This is a genomic window from Nitrobacter winogradskyi Nb-255, from assembly GCF_000012725.1.
In the GTDB taxonomy this organism is placed as follows: Bacteria; Pseudomonadota; Alphaproteobacteria; order Rhizobiales; family Xanthobacteraceae; genus Nitrobacter; species Nitrobacter winogradskyi.
Genome location: NC_007406.1, coordinates 1,089,075 through 1,106,213, shown reverse-complemented (window position 1 = coordinate 1,106,213; position 17,139 = coordinate 1,089,075). Strand labels below are relative to the sequence as shown.

17 protein-coding genes are annotated in these 17,139 nt (G+C 62.8%); 6 read left to right on the top strand and 11 right to left on the bottom strand.

The genetic code is table 11. The annotated features are described in order from the left end of the window. Positions 1-140 precede the first annotated feature (140 nt). Positions 141-2,084 carry an AsmA family protein gene (locus NWI_RS05215; protein WP_041345403.1) on the top strand — a complete coding sequence of 648 codons (1,944 nt, stop codon included), beginning with the start codon at positions 141-143 and terminating at the stop codon, positions 2,082-2,084. Between the two features lie 51 nt (positions 2,085-2,135). Here the strand turns inward: NWI_RS05215 and NWI_RS05210 are convergent, their stop codons facing one another. From NWI_RS05210 to NWI_RS05200, 3 genes are read right to left on the bottom strand one after another with little or no spacing between them, the layout of a single operon-like run. After that, positions 2,136-2,954 (bottom strand): ABC transporter permease, encoded by an 819-nt coding sequence (locus tag NWI_RS05210; RefSeq protein WP_187148016.1) that lies wholly within the window; start codon positions 2,952-2,954, stop codon positions 2,136-2,138. Beyond that, entirely contained in the window at positions 2,954-3,868 is a 915-nt protein-coding gene (locus tag NWI_RS05205; protein WP_011314307.1) for an ABC transporter permease, read from the bottom strand. The genes NWI_RS05210 and NWI_RS05205 overlap by 1 nt, the downstream gene beginning before the upstream one ends. Beyond that, on the bottom strand, positions 3,865-5,013 hold the full coding sequence (locus tag NWI_RS05200; RefSeq protein ID WP_011314306.1) for an ABC transporter ATP-binding protein: 1,149 nt from the start codon (positions 5,011-5,013) through the stop codon (positions 3,865-3,867). Before NWI_RS05200 ends, NWI_RS05205 begins: the two co-directional genes overlap by 4 nt. Before the next feature lie 432 nt (positions 5,014-5,445). On the opposite strand from NWI_RS05200, the gene NWI_RS05195 reads away from it, so the two are divergent. Beyond that, positions 5,446-6,552, top strand: coding sequence for an NAD(P)/FAD-dependent oxidoreductase (locus NWI_RS05195; protein WP_011314305.1), 1,107 nt, complete (start codon positions 5,446-5,448; stop codon positions 6,550-6,552). Between the two features lie 108 nt (positions 6,553-6,660). Here NWI_RS05195 and NWI_RS16765 read toward each other — a convergent pair whose 3' ends face one another. Beyond that, positions 6,661-6,846, bottom strand: coding sequence for a YdcH family protein (locus tag NWI_RS16765; RefSeq protein ID WP_011314304.1), 186 nt, complete (start codon positions 6,844-6,846; stop codon positions 6,661-6,663). Between the two features lie 235 nt (positions 6,847-7,081). On the opposite strand from NWI_RS16765, the gene NWI_RS16760 reads away from it, so the two are divergent. The 3 genes from NWI_RS16760 to NWI_RS05175 all read left to right on the top strand — a co-directional run bounded on the left by NWI_RS16760 (position 7,082) and on the right by NWI_RS05175 (position 9,074). Beyond that, entirely contained in the window at positions 7,082-7,288 is a 207-nt protein-coding gene (locus NWI_RS16760) for a YdcH family protein (protein ID WP_081431762.1), read from the top strand. Between the two features lie 188 nt (positions 7,289-7,476). Beyond that, positions 7,477-7,965 (top strand): 5-(carboxyamino)imidazole ribonucleotide mutase, encoded by a 489-nt coding sequence (gene purE / locus NWI_RS05180; RefSeq protein WP_011314302.1) that lies wholly within the window; start codon positions 7,477-7,479, stop codon positions 7,963-7,965. Then, positions 7,962-9,074 (top strand): 5-(carboxyamino)imidazole ribonucleotide synthase, encoded by a 1,113-nt coding sequence (locus NWI_RS05175; protein WP_011314301.1) that lies wholly within the window; start codon positions 7,962-7,964, stop codon positions 9,072-9,074. Before purE ends, NWI_RS05175 begins: the two co-directional genes overlap by 4 nt. 113 nt (positions 9,075-9,187) lie before the next feature. Here the strand turns inward: NWI_RS05175 and aqpZ are convergent, their stop codons facing one another. Next, complete coding sequence (gene aqpZ / locus NWI_RS05170; protein WP_011314300.1) at positions 9,188-9,904, bottom strand: aquaporin Z; 717 nt, start codon at positions 9,902-9,904, stop codon at positions 9,188-9,190. 264 nt (positions 9,905-10,168) lie between these two features. Between aqpZ and rpsU the strand changes: the two genes are divergently transcribed. Then, complete coding sequence (gene rpsU, locus NWI_RS05165) at positions 10,169-10,456, top strand: 30S ribosomal protein S21 (RefSeq protein WP_009799172.1); 288 nt, start codon at positions 10,169-10,171, stop codon at positions 10,454-10,456. 363 nt (positions 10,457-10,819) lie between these two features. Here rpsU and NWI_RS05160 read toward each other — a convergent pair whose 3' ends face one another. From NWI_RS05160 to NWI_RS05140, 6 genes are all read right to left on the bottom strand, one after another. Beyond that, positions 10,820-11,287: a DUF3606 domain-containing protein gene (locus tag NWI_RS05160; protein WP_011314299.1), complete on the bottom strand. Its 468-nt coding sequence runs from the start codon at positions 11,285-11,287 to the stop codon at positions 10,820-10,822. 29 nt (positions 11,288-11,316) lie between these two features. Continuing rightward, positions 11,317-12,714, bottom strand: a complete 1,398-nt coding sequence (locus NWI_RS05155) for an NAD(P)(+) transhydrogenase (Re/Si-specific) subunit beta (RefSeq protein WP_011314298.1) — start codon at positions 12,712-12,714, stop codon at positions 11,317-11,319. 158 nt (positions 12,715-12,872) lie between these two features. After that, positions 12,873-13,190 carry a proton-translocating transhydrogenase family protein gene (locus tag NWI_RS05150; protein WP_011314297.1) on the bottom strand — a complete coding sequence of 106 codons (318 nt, stop codon included), beginning with the start codon at positions 13,188-13,190 and terminating at the stop codon, positions 12,873-12,875. Positions 13,191-13,307: 117 nt separating this feature from the next. Beyond that, positions 13,308-14,438 carry a Re/Si-specific NAD(P)(+) transhydrogenase subunit alpha gene (locus NWI_RS05145; protein ID WP_011314296.1) on the bottom strand — a complete coding sequence of 377 codons (1,131 nt, stop codon included), beginning with the start codon at positions 14,436-14,438 and terminating at the stop codon, positions 13,308-13,310. A 95-nt stretch (positions 14,439-14,533) separates the two neighbouring features. After that, on the bottom strand, positions 14,534-14,686 hold the full coding sequence (locus NWI_RS16755) for an aa3-type cytochrome c oxidase subunit IV (RefSeq protein WP_011314295.1): 153 nt from the start codon (positions 14,684-14,686) through the stop codon (positions 14,534-14,536). Between the two features lie 399 nt (positions 14,687-15,085). Further along, on the bottom strand, positions 15,086-16,963 hold the full coding sequence (locus NWI_RS05140; protein WP_011314294.1) for a M3 family oligoendopeptidase: 1,878 nt from the start codon (positions 16,961-16,963) through the stop codon (positions 15,086-15,088). Positions 16,964-17,139: the final 176 nt, after the last annotated feature.

Below are 17,139 nucleotides of genomic sequence, written 5' to 3'. Positions count from 1 at the left end.
CCCGCAAATGTCAAAATCGAACGATCGGCGGCCTTGAAAGCGTCAAGAAAACCAATCAAGTTGCGCGCGCCGCCGGACAGCGCGGAACCGGCAGGCGTCACCCCATCCCGGACATGTTGATTGACGATGACCCAAGGACGATGGCCCAAGGAATGAAGCGCCTGGGAATATCGGTCGCGGCCATTCTGGGAGTTGCGGTGATCGGCCTGACGGGGCTGATCTCCATGTCTCGCCTGCTCGACCACGATGCCCTCCGAGACGCCGTCGAAACCCAAATCCGAACGGTGACGGGGCTCGACTTCGTCGCGGACGGCCGCATCGACGTCTCGGTTTTTCCGGGCAGCTATGTTTCCTTCCATGATGTCCGCATCAAGGGCGGCGACGCCGATGCGCCAGCGCTCAGCGTCGAGGCGCTGACCGCCAATCTGCGCCTGTTTCCGCTGCTCATGCAGCGGTTCCAGATCGCCGACGTCATGTTGCTCCACCCTCACATCCGCGTTAGGCGCGCTGCCGACGGCCGAAGCAACTGGACCCCCTTCATGGAAACGATTGCGCGGAACATGAAGCCCGGCGCCGACAACCCGCTCTCGTTCTCGGAAATCCGAATCCAGAATGGCGAACTCAGCTATGAAGACGGCGACGGCAGGATTTCCGAAAATCTCCACGGTATCGACCTTTCGCTGGCGTGGCCCTCGATTTCCCGCTCGTTCGCAGCGACCGGACAATTCGACTGGCGTGGAGAGCGTGTCGACGGCAGCATCAGCCTCGGCGACTTTCTCGCGGCGCTATCAGGCGAGCGATCCGGCCTGAAGATCAAGGTCGCCAGTCCCCGGCTGAAGTTCGCGTTTGACGGCACGGTCGCCAATCCGGTCAGCCTGATCATGGAAGGTACGCTGTCCGCCGACAGCACTTCCTTGCGCGAGGCGCTGCGGTGGATCGGGCAGCCTCCTCCCGGCAGCGGCGGATTCGATCGTTTCTCGCTCAAGGCGCGCGCCAGCGTGATCGGTTCGTCGGTCGCGCTCACCAACGTCAACATCGAAATCGACGGTAACGTCGCCGAAGGCGTCATGACCTACGCCAACAACGGACGGCAGACCCTGCAGGCTACGCTGGCTGCCGGCACGCTGGATTTCACGCCTTACGTCAAGACGATCCGGCTGCTCGCCAGCGGGGCTCGCGACTGGAACCGGCAACTGTTCGATCTGCGCGCGCTGTCCGCCACTGACCTCGACATGCGGCTTTCGGCGGCGAAGGTCATCGTCGGATCCACCAGGCTGGGCAAAACCGCGCTCGGCGCCAACCTTCGCAACGGATCGCTGGCGCTCAGCATCGGCGAGGCGCAAATCTATGACGGCGTCGCGAAGGGATCGTTCGCCATCTCGCACGCCGAGGAAGCCGCCGATGTGAAGGCGCAGTTTCAGCTTATCGACGTCGATCTGCAAGCCTGCGTCAGCGATCTGTTCGGCACCGGCCGGCTCTCCGGACGCGGCAACCTGAATGTTTCGCTTGAGGCCAGGGGATCGAGTCCGTACGGACTGGCGCAATCGCTCGACGGGACAGCGGTTCTGAACGGTCACGACGGCGCCATCAGCGGATTCAATGTCGAGCAGTTGCTGAAGCGGCTGGAGCGGCGGCCGCTCTCCGGCGGCGGCAGTTTCCGCAGCGGAAAGACACCCTTCGACAAGCTGAATGTCACCCTCAATTTCGACGACGGAGTCGCCGTCGCGACCGACGTGCGCGTCGAAGGACCGGCGGCGCGTCTCACCTTGACCGGCACGGCCTCGGTGCCTTCGCGGGACTACGATCTCAAGGGCACCGCAAGCCTGACTTCGGCTGCGGGAGCCGACAATTTCGAACTGCCGTTCGTGGTGCAGGGGCCGTGGGACGATCCGCTGGTCTTCCCCGATCCTGAAAGCCTGATACGGCGGTCCAAGGCGTCAGCGCCGCTGCTCGATGCGGTCAGGGACCGCAGGGCTCGCGATGCGGTCCGCTCCGTGATCGAGCGTCTGACGGATCATAAGCCGGTTCCGGAGGCAGCCGTCCCCGATGCCGCGAGCGGGTCCGGGACATCGCATTCGAACTGAGTTTTCTCCGCAGACACTTCGTCAATCCCAAGCCGTTCCTCGATCCGGCGCCTACAAGGGCGCTGCGTTTTCGCCCTGCCGGCTTGAGAGTTTCGAGACCAGCGACGCGACCACGATGACCACGGCGATCGATCCGACGATCAATGTGCAGATCGCATTGATCTCAGGCTTCACGCCGAGGCGCACCTCCGAATAAATCCGGATCGGGAGCGTCGTCGAGCCCGGTCCGGTGGTGAAACTCGCGATCACGACGTCGTCCATCGACAGCGTAAAGGCAAGCATCCAGCCCGCGACGACCGATGGCAGGATCAGCGGCAACGTCACCTTGACGAACGCCCAGAAGGGATCGCAGCCGAGGTCCATCGCGGCCTCCTCCAGGCTTCGATCGAGCGAACCGAGGCGTGACTGCACCACCACGGTCACGAAGCACATGGTCAGCGTCGTATGCGCGATCGTGACCGTCCAGAACCCGCGCTGCGCATCGACCGCAACGAACAGCAGCAGCAGGGACAAACCGGTGATCACCTCGGGCATCACCAGCGGCGCGTACAGCATTCCCGAAAACAGCGTTCGTCCATGGAAGGACCCCGCGCGCGTCAGGGCGACCGCGGCCAGCGTTCCCAGAATGGTCGCAGCCGTGGCCGACATCGCGGCGACTCGCAGGCTCATCGCAAGCGCGGACAACATGGCCTCGTCGTTGAAGAACTCCACGTACCAGCGCAACGACCATCCGCCCCAGACCGTCACCAGCCGCGAGGCGTTGAACGAATAGATCACGAGAATGACGATAGGAAGGTACAGAAACGCCAGACCAAGCGCGAGCGACGTAATGTTGAACGGCGACAGTCTGGCGAGCGCCGGCCTCGCCATCATCGCGTCCCTTCCAACCGGCGACGCTGCACGCGCTCGTAAACAAGAAGCGGCGCCAGCAGCAGCACCAGCAGCACGACGGCGATCGACGACGCCACCGGCCAATCGTGGTTGTTGAAGAATTCCAGCCACAGCGTCTGCCCGATCATCGGCGACGCCGACCCCGCGAGCAGATCCGGAATCACGAACTCGCCGACGATCGGAATGAAGCACAGCAGCGCGCCCGCGCCGATCCCCGGCAGCGACAGCGGCACCGTCACCAGCCAGAAAGTGGTCAGGCGCGAGCCGCCGAGGTCGGCGGAAGCCTCAAGAAGCGCGGGATCGATTTTCGCCAATGTCGCGTAGAGCGGCAGGATCATGAAAGGCAGGTAGGAATAGACCAGCCCGATATACATCGCCGCGTCGGTGGACAGCCAGACGACGGGCGCGCTGATGAGGCGCAGCGCCATCAGCACGTTGTTCAGGATGCCGTCGTGCTGGAGAATATTGATCCAGGCGTACACGCGGATCAAGAACGAGGTCCAGAACGGCACGATCACCAGGATCATCGCAATCGGCTGCCAGCGTGCCGGCAGGCGCGACATGCCGTAGGCGATGGGATAGCCGACCGCGAGCAGGATCGAGGTCGAGACCAGGGCGACCACGACGCTCCGCAGGTAGGACAGGACGTAAAAATGATCGGACGCAAGCAGCCTGAAATTGTCGAGCGAAAACGCCGCGATGGCCGCCTTGGGAGCAGCAATGCCCTCGGCCGGATCGAACACGGGAAGATAAGGCGGCTGCGCCATCACCGCGTGCGACAGGCTGATCTTCAGCACGAAGCCGAACGGCAGCAGGAAAAACAGCAGCATCCACAGAAACGGCGCGATCGCCGCCCTGCGCGCGGGAGCGGAGAAAAGACGCCGCCCGCTCATCGGTCAAGCACCATGCAATCGTCCGGCGCGAAACACGCCACCACGCGCTGCGCCGTATCGAAGGCTTCGGCCTCCCGCCGAACGGTGTTGGCGACCGACGCATGCAGCAGCGCGCCGCGATCGAGCCTGACCTGATAGCGGGTCTGGCCGCCAAGATAGCTAACGCCGGCAATGACGCCTTCCACGCGGTTGGTCCCGGCCGCATCTCCCGCATCGGGTGCCGCCTCGCCGCTCGACAGGCGAATCTTCTCCGGGCGTATCGCAACGCACACCTGATCCGTCGTCAGCGCCTGCAAGGGCGTCGCCACCGTCACCGAACCGGCGGCCTGCGTCGCGACCGTGATGCGGCCGCCGCCGCTCGACTCCACCGCGCCATCGATGATGTTGATTCCGCCGACGAACTCGGCGATCCAGCGGGAGTTCGGCACCTCATAGAGCTCACGCGGCGTCGCCACCTGTTGCAGACGCCCCGCATTCATGACGCCGATGCGATCCGCCATCATCATCGCCTCCTCCTGGTCATGGGTGACGATGATGAAGGTCATGCCGAGCTGGCGCTGCAGCCGCATCAATTCGGCTTGCGTGTTCTCGCGCAGCTTCTTGTCGAGCGCGGCCATCGGTTCATCGAGCAGCAACAGCCGCGGACGCCGGGCGAGCGCGCGCGCCAGCGCCACGCGCTGCCTCTGGCCGCCCGATAGTTGCTCCGGCTTGCGCTTCTCCATGCCCTCCAGACTCACCAGCGCCACCATCTCCGCGACCCGCGCTTCGATGTCGGCGCGCGGCATGCCCGCCCGCCTCAGCCCGAACGCGATGTTGTCCCGCACCGACAGATGCGGAAACAGCGCGTAGTTCTGGAACATCATGTTGACCGGTCGCCGATGCGGCGGAACGCCGGATATGTCCTGACCGTCGAGAAGGATGCGCCCGCCATCAGGCGTCTCGAACCCTCCCAGCATCCGGAGCAGCGTGGTCTTGCCGCAGCCGCTCGGCCCCAGCAGCGCAAAGAACTCCCCCGTCCTGATGTCGAGCGACAGATGATCCACCGCGGTAAATCCGCCAAAGCGCTTGACGGCCGCATCGACCTGCAACAATGGCTTGTCGGCCTGTGCCGTCGCTTCGGAACCAAGTCTCGCCTCGTCCGTCATTTCATCCCGTCTCGTTTCGCGATGAAGACCAGAGCATGATCCTGGCCTCCTGGGATACATCACATCCATTCCATCGTGTGATCTTGCGACTATCGAAATCAAACAATCATCGGCAATACACGTTGCCGGCAGAACTTTGGATGCGGCATTCGGGCCCGGCGGCCTCAACTCCTATTCAACACGCGTGGTTGAGATTGACTGGCAAATGTGATCCGGATTGCCACAATCGATCTCTCATGATTAATGGCCCCCGCCAAAACATGATCCCAACCCACGGACGGCCCCCAGCGCAAAGCGGAAACCGGTTTCGGACAGGATCATCCTCGATTGAGGGAATGAAGTAGAGTTTGATTCAACGCCGTTGAATCGGGCTTTCAATGACGGGCGGGCGCGAATTGCGCCGCGTTGATCGGAAAACAGTCCGGATTACAAATGGACAGGATCGAGTGCGTTGTCGTGGGCGCTGGCGTGATCGGGCTCGCGGTCGCGCGGCGGCTCGCACGCGCCGGCCGGGAAGTGATCGTTCTCGAGGCTGCGGAGAACATCGGAACGGGAACATCGTCGCGCAACAGCGAGGTGATACACGCCGGCATCTACTATCCCTCCGGCAGCCTGATGGCGCGAACCTGCGTCAGCGGTCGCCCGGCCCTCTACGCTTACTGCCGGGAGCACAGCATTCCACACAGCATGTGCGGCAAGCTGATCGTCGCGGCCACCGAAGGCGAGGTCGACAGGCTGCAAATCATCAGAGCCCAAGCGGAGGCCAATGGCGTTGAAGACATCCGGTTCCTGAACGGCGACGAGGCCCGCGCGCTTGAGCCGGCGCTGCGCTGCGTGGCCGGGCTGCTGTCTCCCTCGACCGGCATCATCGACAGTCACGCCTTCATGCTGGCCTTGCGCGGTGACGCCGAGCGGGACGGCGCGGCGTTCGCATTTCATACTCCCCTGTCGGGCGCCAGGGCGACGCCTCATGGGCTTGAGATCAAAACCGGCGGCGACGCGCCGATGACGCTCGTCTGTGACCTGCTGGTCAATGCCGCCGGCCTTGATGCTCCGGCAGTGGCGCGCCGCATCGACGGCATGCCCGTGGAACGGATTCCACCGGCCTACCTCGCCAAGGGAAGCTATTTTAGTTGCAGCGTCCGTGCGCCGTTTTCGCGCCTGATCTATCCTGTCCCCGAGCCCGGCGGCCTTGGCGTGCATCTCACGCTCGACCTCGCGGGCCAGCCTCGGTTCGGCCCCGACGTGGAATGGATCGAAACACCGAACTATGACGTCGATCCGGCGCGCGCGACCCGGTTCTACCCCGCGATCCGGCGCTACTGGCCTGACCTGCCTGACGACACCCTGATTCCCGCCTATTCCGGCATTCGGCCCAAAATCGTGCCGCCGGCGGTGGCGGCGCAGGACTTCATGATCCAGGGGCCCGCGGACCACGGCCTGTCCGGGCTGATCAACCTGTTCGGAATTGAGTCGCCCGGCCTGACCGCATCACTTGCGATCGCCGATCACGTCGCCGCCCTCGCCGCTCAACGGTGAACCGGGCGCGGAAACAACGAACCCAGCCGGTTGAAGGCAGGCTCGCAGCGAGCCTGCAGCAGTCAACGGCTACTGCCTCCGTGACCCTTTAAAGCGAGTAGTTGGGATTTAGTGGACGGTCCCGGCCGTGGAGAATTTAAGTCTTTCGATCTCGTCCTTGAGCATCAATTTTCGGCGCTTCAACTCGGCAATCCTCAGGTCGTCACTGGAAAGGTGCCTGAGAGCATCGTGCAATTCGCTTTCCAGAACGCGATGTTTCCGTTCCAGTTCAGCGAGATGCGCCTGAATTGCCATTCGAACCTCCTCGGTGAGATGAACCTCAGATTCGCCCCGAACCCTAAAGTCTACATGAACTATGAAGACTGTCGATGGGGACTGAAGGGGGCGCCAATCATTTTTGCGGGATTCCAGAATGAACCGCTCGCATGGAACCCGCGACTTGCGCGCGGCGCGGGCAAGGGAGATAATTCGCGAAGCTGATATTCCAACCCTTCGCACCGCTCTTCGCGATTCAAGTCAGTACGTCATTATGGCCGACGAAGAAGATCGCGAACTCGGAGCTGAGCTCGCCCGCCTGCAACAGGAACACCGCGACCTCGATGCCGCCATAGATGCGCTGCATCAATCGCCCGCGCCTGATCTGCTGCGGCTACAGCGGCTGAAGAAGCGAAAGCTGCAGTTGCGCGATCGCATCTCCTTCATCGAAGACCAGATCACCCCGGACATCATCGCCTGAACGCCGGGCGGCGGCCTGCGTTCGAACGACTCGCCCGCGCCTATAGGTGACTTTTTCATCGTCTTGATCGTCGCGAGGCTTGCCGCCGTTCACCAAGAAGGGATAGTTCATGCCCGACCGCTTGCCTCGTCAAGGTGCCTTCCTGTAACCCCGATCAGTTTCCGGATTCCCGAAGAAACAACAGATAAATGACCGCCGTTGTCGCCATCATCATGGGAAGCCAGTCGGACTGGGAGACCATGCGTCACGCCGCTGAAACGCTGGCCGCGCTCGGCGTCACGAGCGAGAACCGGATCGTCTCCGCGCACCGTACCCCTGAAAGACTGTTTGCGTTCGCCAGGGGCGCCAAGGCCGAAGGGTTCAAGGTCATCATCGCGGGCGCGGGCGGCGCGGCGCACCTGCCCGGCATGACGGCGGCGCTGACGGAACTTCCGGTGCTGGGTGTGCCCGTGGAGTCCAGGGCGCTTGCCGGAGTCGATTCGCTCTATTCCATCGTGCAGATGCCGGCCGGCGTTCCGGTGGGGACGCTCGCGATCGGCAAGGCGGGCGCCATCAATGCGGCGCTGCTGGCGGCAAGCGTGCTGGCGCTCAATGACCCGCCGCTCGCCGGCCGCCTCGAAGCATGGCGCAAGCGGCAGACGGATGCGGTGGCCGAGCATCCGGAGGAATCGGCGTGACCGGTTCCCGGCGGCCGACGCTTAAACCGGGCGGCACCATCGGAATTCTCGGTGGCGGTCAGCTCGGCCGGATGCTGGTGCTGGCGGCCGCGCACCTCGGCCTCAAGTGCCAGGTGTTCTCGCCGGACCCGGACTCCCCAGCGTTCGACGTTGTGCAGAACGCCACCTGCGCCGAATACGCCGACGTCGAGGCGCTGGAACTGTTCGCAACCGACGTCGACGTGATCACCTATGAATTCGAGAATGTCCCGGCGGCGACCGCGATGGTGCTGGCCGCACGCCGGCCGGTGCTGCCGGATCATCGTATCCTGGAAACGGTGCAGGACCGCCTGCTTGAAAAGAATTTCGTCACCGGCCTGGGAATCGGCACCGCCGCCTATGCCGACGTGGCGTCGGCGCAGGCGCTTCGCGAGGCCATCAAGGTCATCGGCCTGCCCGCCGTGATCAAGACCCGCCGGTTCGGCTACGACGGCAAGGGACAGGCAATCATTCGCGCGGGCGACAACGTTGATCAGGTCTGGGACGATCTCTGCACCAAGTCGGCGGTCGTGGAGGCCTTCGTGCCGTTCGAGCGCGAGATTTCCGTTATCGCCGCGCGTGGCGCCGATGGCCGTGTCGAATGTTTCGACGTGACCGAGAACGAGCATCACGATCACATCCTGAAGTATTCGCGCGCGCCGGCCGCGATTCCCGATGCGCTCGCCGCGCAGGCTCGCGACATGGCCGGGAAAATTGCCGCTGCGCTCGACTATATCGGCGTGCTGGCCGTGGAGATGTTCGTGGTGGGCGGCGCGAGCGGGCCGACGCTCCTCGTCAACGAGATCGCGCCACGAGTCCACAACTCCGGCCACTGGACGCTGGACGGCGCCTCCGTCTCGCAGTTCGAGCAGCACATTCGCGCCGTCGCCGGCTGGCCGCTCGGCAAGCCGGTGCGGCAGGGCAGCGCCGTCATGACCAACCTGATCGGCAAGGACGTGCTGGATTACCGGAAGTGGCTCACCGTGCCCGGCGCCGCCGTTCATATCTACGGCAAGGGGCCCCCGCTCCCCGGTCGCAAGATGGGCCATGTGACCGAGGTGCATGTGACCGACGTCAAGGGCCGCGACTGATAACAAAGCCCGACTGATAATGGCACCGACGCCGAAAGCGCGTCTGGCCAGAGAAAGATTTCTCACAGAAAAAGGATTGCCGGATCAAGCCCGGCAATCGCTCGCCTGTGACGCTACTTTTTCCCCGCGACGACGCCTTCCGGCTCACTGCTGAGTCCGCGATAGACCACGCCGCCGATAACACCGCCGATCAGCGGCGCTACCCAGAACAGCCAGAGCTGCTCCAGAGCCCAGCCGCCGACGAAAAGCGCCGGACCGGTGCTGCGCGCCGGATTCACCGACGTGTTGGTGACGGGAATGCTGACAAGATGAATCATCACCAGCGCGAGCCCGATCGCCAGCGGCGCGAAACCCGCCGGGGCCTTGCCGTGGGTCGATCCCATGATGACGAACAGGAACATGGCCGTCATCGTCACCTCGGTGATGAAGGACACCGTGAGGTTGTAGTGCCCCGGCGAGTGCTCACCGTAGCCGTTCGATGCGAAACCCTTGGCGACATCGAAGCCCGCCGCTCCGCTGGCGATCACATAGAGCAGCGCGGCGGCGGCAATCGCCCCGATCACCTGCGCAATGATGTAGGGAACCACCTGCGCCGCCGGAAACCGCCCGCCCGCGGTCAGACCCAGGGTGACCGCCGGATTGAGATGACAGCCCGAAATATGGCCGATCGCGTAGGCCATGGTGACGACGCTCAAGCCGAAGGTGAGAGCAACGCCCAGCAGCCCGATGCCGACCTCGGGAAACGCCGCCGCGATGACGGCGCTGCCGCATCCCATAAAAGTCAGCCAAAAAGTGCCAATCAGTTCGGCCGCGTATTTCCTGAGGTCCATGACACGCCTTCCTTTGTTGAAGAATCAATCACCCCGAGCAAGCCTATAAAACCCCGATGTGAGGCCTTGCTGAACCCCAATCACGCATCTTTGGGGGAATTCCACCCGAATTTCGGCGGCTCCGGCGAACCAAATTATCGTCCGACATTGGACATCCGCGCCTTAAACTGATATATGGGCGGCCTTGACGCTGAGGGCTTCGCTTTTGTCGGCCCTTCGCTGTCTGACAAATCTCACACTGTTCAACTGAAAAGAGGATGCCGCGTGCAGGTTCTCGTTCGCGATAATAATGTCGATCAAGCCCTCAAGGCGCTGAAGAAGAAGATGCAGCGTGAGGGAATTTTCCGCGAAATGAAGCTCCGCGGCCATTACGAAAAGCCCTCCGAGAAGAAAGCGCGCGAAAAGGCCGAGGCCGTGCGCCGCGCCCGCAAGCTCGCGCGCAAGAAGATGCAGCGCGAGGGCCTGCTGCCGATGAAACCGAAGCCGGTGTTTGGCGCCGGACCTGGAGCCGGGCGGGGTGGTCCAGCCGCCGGTCCTCGTGGACCGCGCTGAGCCCTCACGCGCCATCTCGACATCACCTGCATCGACATGAGTTAAGCGCGGATTTTACGCCCGCGCTGAAGCTGTTGCGTCCTCATATGGATATTTCGCGACGACAGCTTTCCGCTTCTGATGGAGTCAGAAGCGCGGCACCATGATCTAGATTCGAGGCCTCTTCCACGCGATCCCCTGCCCATCCTTAGGGTTCGTGCCCGAGGACATGCTTCGCTCGAAAACGCTATAGAGTCTGTTTCAACTGCGTTGAATCCGATTCAACCGTGTTGAATCAGGCTCGTCGTTTATCTTTCTGTTTGGGCATGATCTTTTCCGAAAACCGGTTTCCACTTTGCGCTGGCGCGGCCTTTCGGGTCGGGATCATGCTCTGGCGCGCTTACCGGCGCTCTTTTTCGCCTTCGTCGCCTTTGGCGTCTTCGTTTTTACCTTCTTCGTTTTTACTTTCTTGGCCGCTGTCTTCTTTTTGACGGCGGTTTTCTTTTTGACGGTCTTCCTGGCGGCGAGAAAGGCACCGACCTTCTTCGCGGAGCGTCCAACTTCCCCGACCGCGGTGCGAAGCCTTGCCGGCGTCACCTTGAACTTCTTCGCCCAGTATCTGACCTCATAGGGCTGGGTCAGCGCGATCAGCGCCCGGTCGTTGGTCGCACGCTTTTGCAGCTTGAGATAGCCTTCGACTGTCTTGGCGGAACGGCCGACAGCCTTGACCGCGGCCTTTAGCTTCGACGGCGTGACGTTGAATTTTTTGGACCAGTAACGGACCTCGTAAGCCTCACGCAGCGCGATCAATCGACCATCGCTTCCGCCGCGCTTCGCCTTATCATCCGCCATGCCGGCCTCCGCTGTTGAATTACGACGCGTTACATTCCCTTGACGATATTCTCCGTCATCTTCTTGGCGTCGCCAAGCAGCATCATGGTGTTATCCCGATAGAACAGTGGATTATCGATACCGGCATAACCCGATGCCAGCGAACGCTTGATGAACATCACCGTGCCGGCCTTCCAGACTTGCAACACCGGCATGCCATAGATCGGCGAAGACTTGTCGTCCTCCGCCGCGGGGTTGGTGACGTCGTTGGCGCCGATGACGAATGCCACGTCGGCCTGAGCGAACTCCGAATTGATATCCTCGAGCTCAAAAACTTCGTCGTAAGGCACATTGGCTTCCGCCAGCAGCACATTCATATGGCCGGGCATTCGGCCCGCGACCGGATGGATCGCGTATTTGACCTCGACGCCTTCCTTCTTCAGTGAGTCCGCCAATTCGCGCAGCGCATGCTGCGCCTGCGCGACCGCCATGCCGTAGCCCGGCACGATGATGACCTTCGAGGCATTCTTCATGATGAAAGCGGCGTCGTCCGCCGAGCCAAGCTTTGCCGGCTTCTGCTCACCCCCGGCGCCGCCCGCCGCCGCCGTCTCGCCGCCGAAGCCGCCGAGGATCACCGAGATGAACGACCGGTTCATGGCGTGGCACATGATGTAGGACAGGATCGCGCCGGAGGAGCCGACCAGCGCCCCCGTGATGATCAGCGCGGAGTTACCGAGCGTGAAGCCGATGCCGGCCGCCGCCCAGCCGGAATAGGAGTTCAGCATCGAGATCACGACCGGCATGTCGGCGCCGCCGATCGGAATGATCAGCAGCACGCCGATCACCAGAGCCAAAATGGTGATCAGCCAGAAATCGAGCGCGCTGCCCGACACCACCAGCCCGTACATGAAGAAGACCAGCGCGAGGGCGAGCGCGATGTTTATGATGTGACGGGCGGGAAGGATGATCGGCGCGCCGCTCATCCGGCCGGACAGTTTGAGGAATGCGATCACCGAGCCTGTGAACGTCAGCGCGCCGATGGCCACGCCGAGCGACATCTCGATCAGGCTCTGCGCATGGATGTTGCCGGGCGTTCCGATCTCGAAGGCTTCGGGCGCATAGAACGCGCCGGCGGCCACCAGCACCGCCGCCATGCCGACCAGCGAGTGAAACGCCGCGACCAGTTCCGGCATCGACGTCATCGGCACCCGGCGCGCGATCACCGCGCCGATGCCGCCGCCGATCGCAACACCGAGGATCACCAGCACCCACGCCACGGCGTCAGCGGGCGGATGCGCCGCGAGCGTGGTCGCGACCGCGATCGCCATGCCGGCCATGCCGAGGAAATTGCCCCGGCGGCTCGACGCCGGACTCGACAGTCCGCGCAGCGACAGGATGAACAAGACACCTGCGACGAGGTAAAGCAGCGCGGCAAGATCGGCATTCATGGCGGAGCCCCGGCGTCTCGTCCCGGGCGCGGCGCAGCGCAAAGCGATGCGGCGCGGAACCGGAACCGTCCCAAACTATGGCGATCCCGGATCGGCGATGCAGCACGGCGCGCCGCCTCGCATCCGGGACACTGGAAGTAACCCTGCATGGAGAAAATCTACTTCTGCTTCTTCTTGTACATCGCCAGCATTCGCTGGGTGACGAGAAAGCCGCCGAAGATATTCACGCAGGCGAAAACCAGAGCGACGAATCCGAAGGCCCGCGCCCAGCCCGAACCTTCCGAAATCATGCCGACGCCGACGGCGAGCAGCGCGCCGACGACGATCACCGACGAAATCGCATTGGTAACCGACATCAGCGGAGTATGCAGCGCGGGCGTCACCGACCACACCACGAAATAGCCGACGAAGACGGCCAGAACGAAAATCGACAGCCGAAAAACAAAGGGATCGACGGCCTGCACGACATGTTCCATGGACGCATTCCTATTCGTCGTTTCCGGGCGTGCGAGACGCGTGACCGGCAAATCCGCAAATCAACGCGCGCGTCGTGCTGTCCGGAACAATCCGCTGACCGGCTGGGCTCATGATCGTCATGCGCTTTTCGGCTGGAAGTTCGGATGAATGACCGCGCCATCCCGGGTCAGCGCGGTAGCCTTGACCAGTTCGTCGTCCCAGTTCACCGCCAGCGCCTTGGTCGTCTTGTCGACCAGCGTTTCGATGAAGGAAAACAGGTTGCGGGCATACAGGCTGGACGCCGAGGCCGCGACGCGGCCGGCGACATTGGTAAAGCCGATGATCTTCACGCCGTTGAGATCGACGACCTTCCCCGCCTGGACGCCCTCGATGTTACCGCCTCGCTCGACCGCGAGATCGACCAGCACCGAACCCGGCTTCATCGAGCGCACCATCTCCGCCGTCACGAGCCTTGGCGCAGGCCGTCCGGGAATCAGCGCCGTGGTGATGATGATGTCCTGCTTCTTGATGTGCTCAGCGGTGAGCGCCGCCTGCTTGGCCTGATACTCTTTCGACATTTCCTTGGCGTAGCCGCCAGCGGTCTGCGCGTTCTTGAACTCCTCGTCCTCGACAGCAAGGAATTTGGCGCCGAGGCTTTCCACCTGCTCCTTGGTAGCGGGACGCACGTCCGTCGCGGTGACGGCGGCACCGAGGCGACGCGCGGTGGCGATCGCCTGAAGGCCGGCAACGCCGACCCCCATGACGAAGACCTTTGCAGCGGGCACGGTACCGGCGGCCGTCATCATCATTGGAAAGGCGCGGCCGAACGCCTCGGCCGCCTCGATGACGGCCCGGTAGCCGGCCAGGTTCGCCTGGCTCGACAGCACGTCCATCACCTGCGCGCGCGTAATTCGCGGCATCAACTCCATGGCGAAGGCCGATACGCCGGCATCCGCGATCTTCTTCAGCGCCGCCTCATTGCCGTAAGGATCCATGATCGCGATCACCAGCGCGCCACGCTTGTAGCGCGCCAGTTCGGATGCCTCGGGCCGCCTCACCTTGATGATGATATCGGCGTCTTTAACGGCTTCCGGGCTTACCAGCGCTCCGGCGGCCGTGAAGTCCGAATCGGGCACGCCCGATTTGGTTCCGGCGCCCGGCTCGATTGCGACATCCGCGCCGAGCGCCTTGAACTTCTTCACTGTATCGGGTGACGCGGCGACCCGCGGTTCCGACTCATCGATTTCTTTCGCTATGGCAATCTTCATGATGCCTCCCGCAGCCGACGGCCACGCATGACTAAAGCACCACCCACATTGCTAGCGAGCGGAAATCCAGGACGGCCGGAACGACGAACTGACAATCAGGTGAGGAAGATCGCCATCAACGAGACGACGATGATCACAGCCACCGAACCGATCGTCCCGAATTTGATGAAGGCATTGTACGTATTCTCGTGCGCCGGGTAATCCATGCCGTCCGCCGTCGAGTAAACGATTTCGCTATGATCTGACACGTCGAGTCTCCAGCCAGGGTTGATCTTGCCCTTGAGGAATTAGCGCAATCGCGCGGACAGAGCAACGGTATGACGACTACCTTGGTGAGGTCACCGCGCCTAAATGTATAAAACCGGCGAATCCCGCCCATTTGAGCCCGGCTGACGCCGAGTTCTCTGGCTCACGGCAGGCTCCTTTGGCGTAATGTTTGACCGGATGAGGGCTGAGCGCCGCGTCCCGGCCGGAATCGGGGCCTCATTCCGGTTGCCTTACCCAGCCACGTCATCAGGCCACGCCCGCGCCGAACAAACTGTTCGACGCCTGAGAAATGCACGTTGGAGTTGTGGGTTTAGTTTTTCGCAGGCTCGCCATACGAGCCTGCGCCAATTTGCCACGCCGCTTGGCGGTGATGGGCCGCTCTATCCCGTCCCCTCCAGTTCGTCGATCATGCCGGCAATGACCGATAACCCGCCATCCCAGAATTTCGGATCCCTGGCGTCGAGCTCGAACGGCTTCAACAGTTCGGAATAGTGCTTGGTGCCGCCGGCGGCGAGCATCGCCAGATAACGCTCCGCGAAACCCTCGGACGCGTGTTCATAAACCGCATAGAGCGAATTCACGAGGCAATCGCCGAACGCGTAGGCATAGACATAGAACGGCGAATGGATGAAGTGAGGAATGTACATCCAGAACGTCTCGTACCCCGGCTTGATCTCGATCGCCGGCCCAAGACTCTCCCCCTGCACGCTGAGCCAGAGCTGACCGAGGCGCTCCGCGGTGAGTTCGCCGTCCTTGCGCTCGGTATGAACCGCGCGCTCGAACGTATAGAAGGCGATCTGCCGCACCACGGTGTTGATCATGTCCTCGACCTTGCCGGCCAGAAGCGCCTGCCGCTGCTTCGCGTTCTTCGTTTGCGCCAGCAGCCGCTTGAAGGTCAGCATCTCACCAAAGACCGAAGCGGTTTCCGCGAGCGTCAGCGGCGTCGGCGCCATCAGCGCGCCATTCTTCGCGGCAAGCACCTGATGAACGCCATGCCCCAGCTCATGCGCGAGGGTCATCACATCGCGCGGCTTGCCCTGGTAATTCATCAGCACGTAGGGATGCGCGGATGGCGTGGTCGGGTGCGAGAACGCTCCCGGCGCCTTGCCGGGACGCACCGGCGCGTCGATCCACCGGTCGGTAAAGAATCGCTCGGCGATGCCGGCCATCTCGGGCGAGAATTCGCCATAGGCACTCAGAACCATCTTGCGCGCATCGCCCCAGGGAATGACTCCGGTGGCGGCGAACGGCAGCGGCGCGTTGCGGTCCCAGTGCGCGAGCTTTTTCTTTTTGAACCAGCGCGCCTTCAGCGCGTAGTAACGATGCGACAGCCGGGGATAGGCCGCACGCACCGAAGCCACAAGCGCGTCCACCACCTCGCGCTCGACGCGATTGTTGAGATGGCGTGAGTCCGCCACGTCCTGAAAACCGCGCCAGCGGTCGGAAATATCCTTGTCCTTCGCGAGCGTATTGGTGATGAGCGCGAAGGTTCGCTCGTTGGCCTTGAACGTCTTCGCCAGCGCCTGCCCCGCCGCCTTGCGTTTCTCCGGCGAGCGATCCTGCAACAGGTTCAGCGCCGGTTCGATCGCAAGCTCTTTTGCTCCGACCTTGAAGCGCAGCCCTGCAATGGTCTGGTCGAACAACCTGTTCCATGCCGAGTAGCCGGTCTGCGACTTCTCATGAAAGAGCTGCTCCAGACGATCCTCAAGCTGGTACGGCTTGTCCTTGCGGCTGTCCTCGATCCAGGGGCGATAATGCCCGAGTTCCGGCGTCTGCATGGCGCGCTCGATCACGTCGTCGTCGAGACGGTTGAGCTCCAGCGGAAAAAACAGCAGGTGCAGTGACGCCGCCGTCAGACGTTCCGAAACGTCGCCATAGAATTTCGAGATCGCGGGATCAACGCTGTCGCCGGCATGAATCAAACCCGCGAAGGAGGCGAGCCGGCCCGCGAGATCATCGATCGCCTCATAGCGCCGCACGGCTCCCGCGAGCCAGGCGCCGCCCTCCGGGCCCGACGTTTCGGTCGCGAGCCTGCCCTTGTAATCCGCCTCGAACGCCCTGCATTCAGCGTCGATCCGGTCGAGATCGCGCGCGATCTCGGGCGCGTCAATCCCGGCATAGAGATCCGCGAGATTCCACTCCGGCAGCCTCCCCGCGCCCGATTTCGCGGCGGACGCTTTCCTGGCCGGCTTGCGGCGGGAGACGGGTTTGCGAGCGGTCGCGGATTTGCGGGAGGCGGAGGACGAACGCGCAGCCATTATCGATCCAGACTTTCTCTATGAACACCAAGCTCTATGAACACCGATCAGGATGAACACCGATCAGCAGGAGAGCAGTTATGACGACACGGCGCGGCGGCAAACCTTAAGAGCGCATTAATCCCCGTCCGCCAAAGTGCCCCGATTCAATACAGATAAGTTGTAGTGCGGGGAAT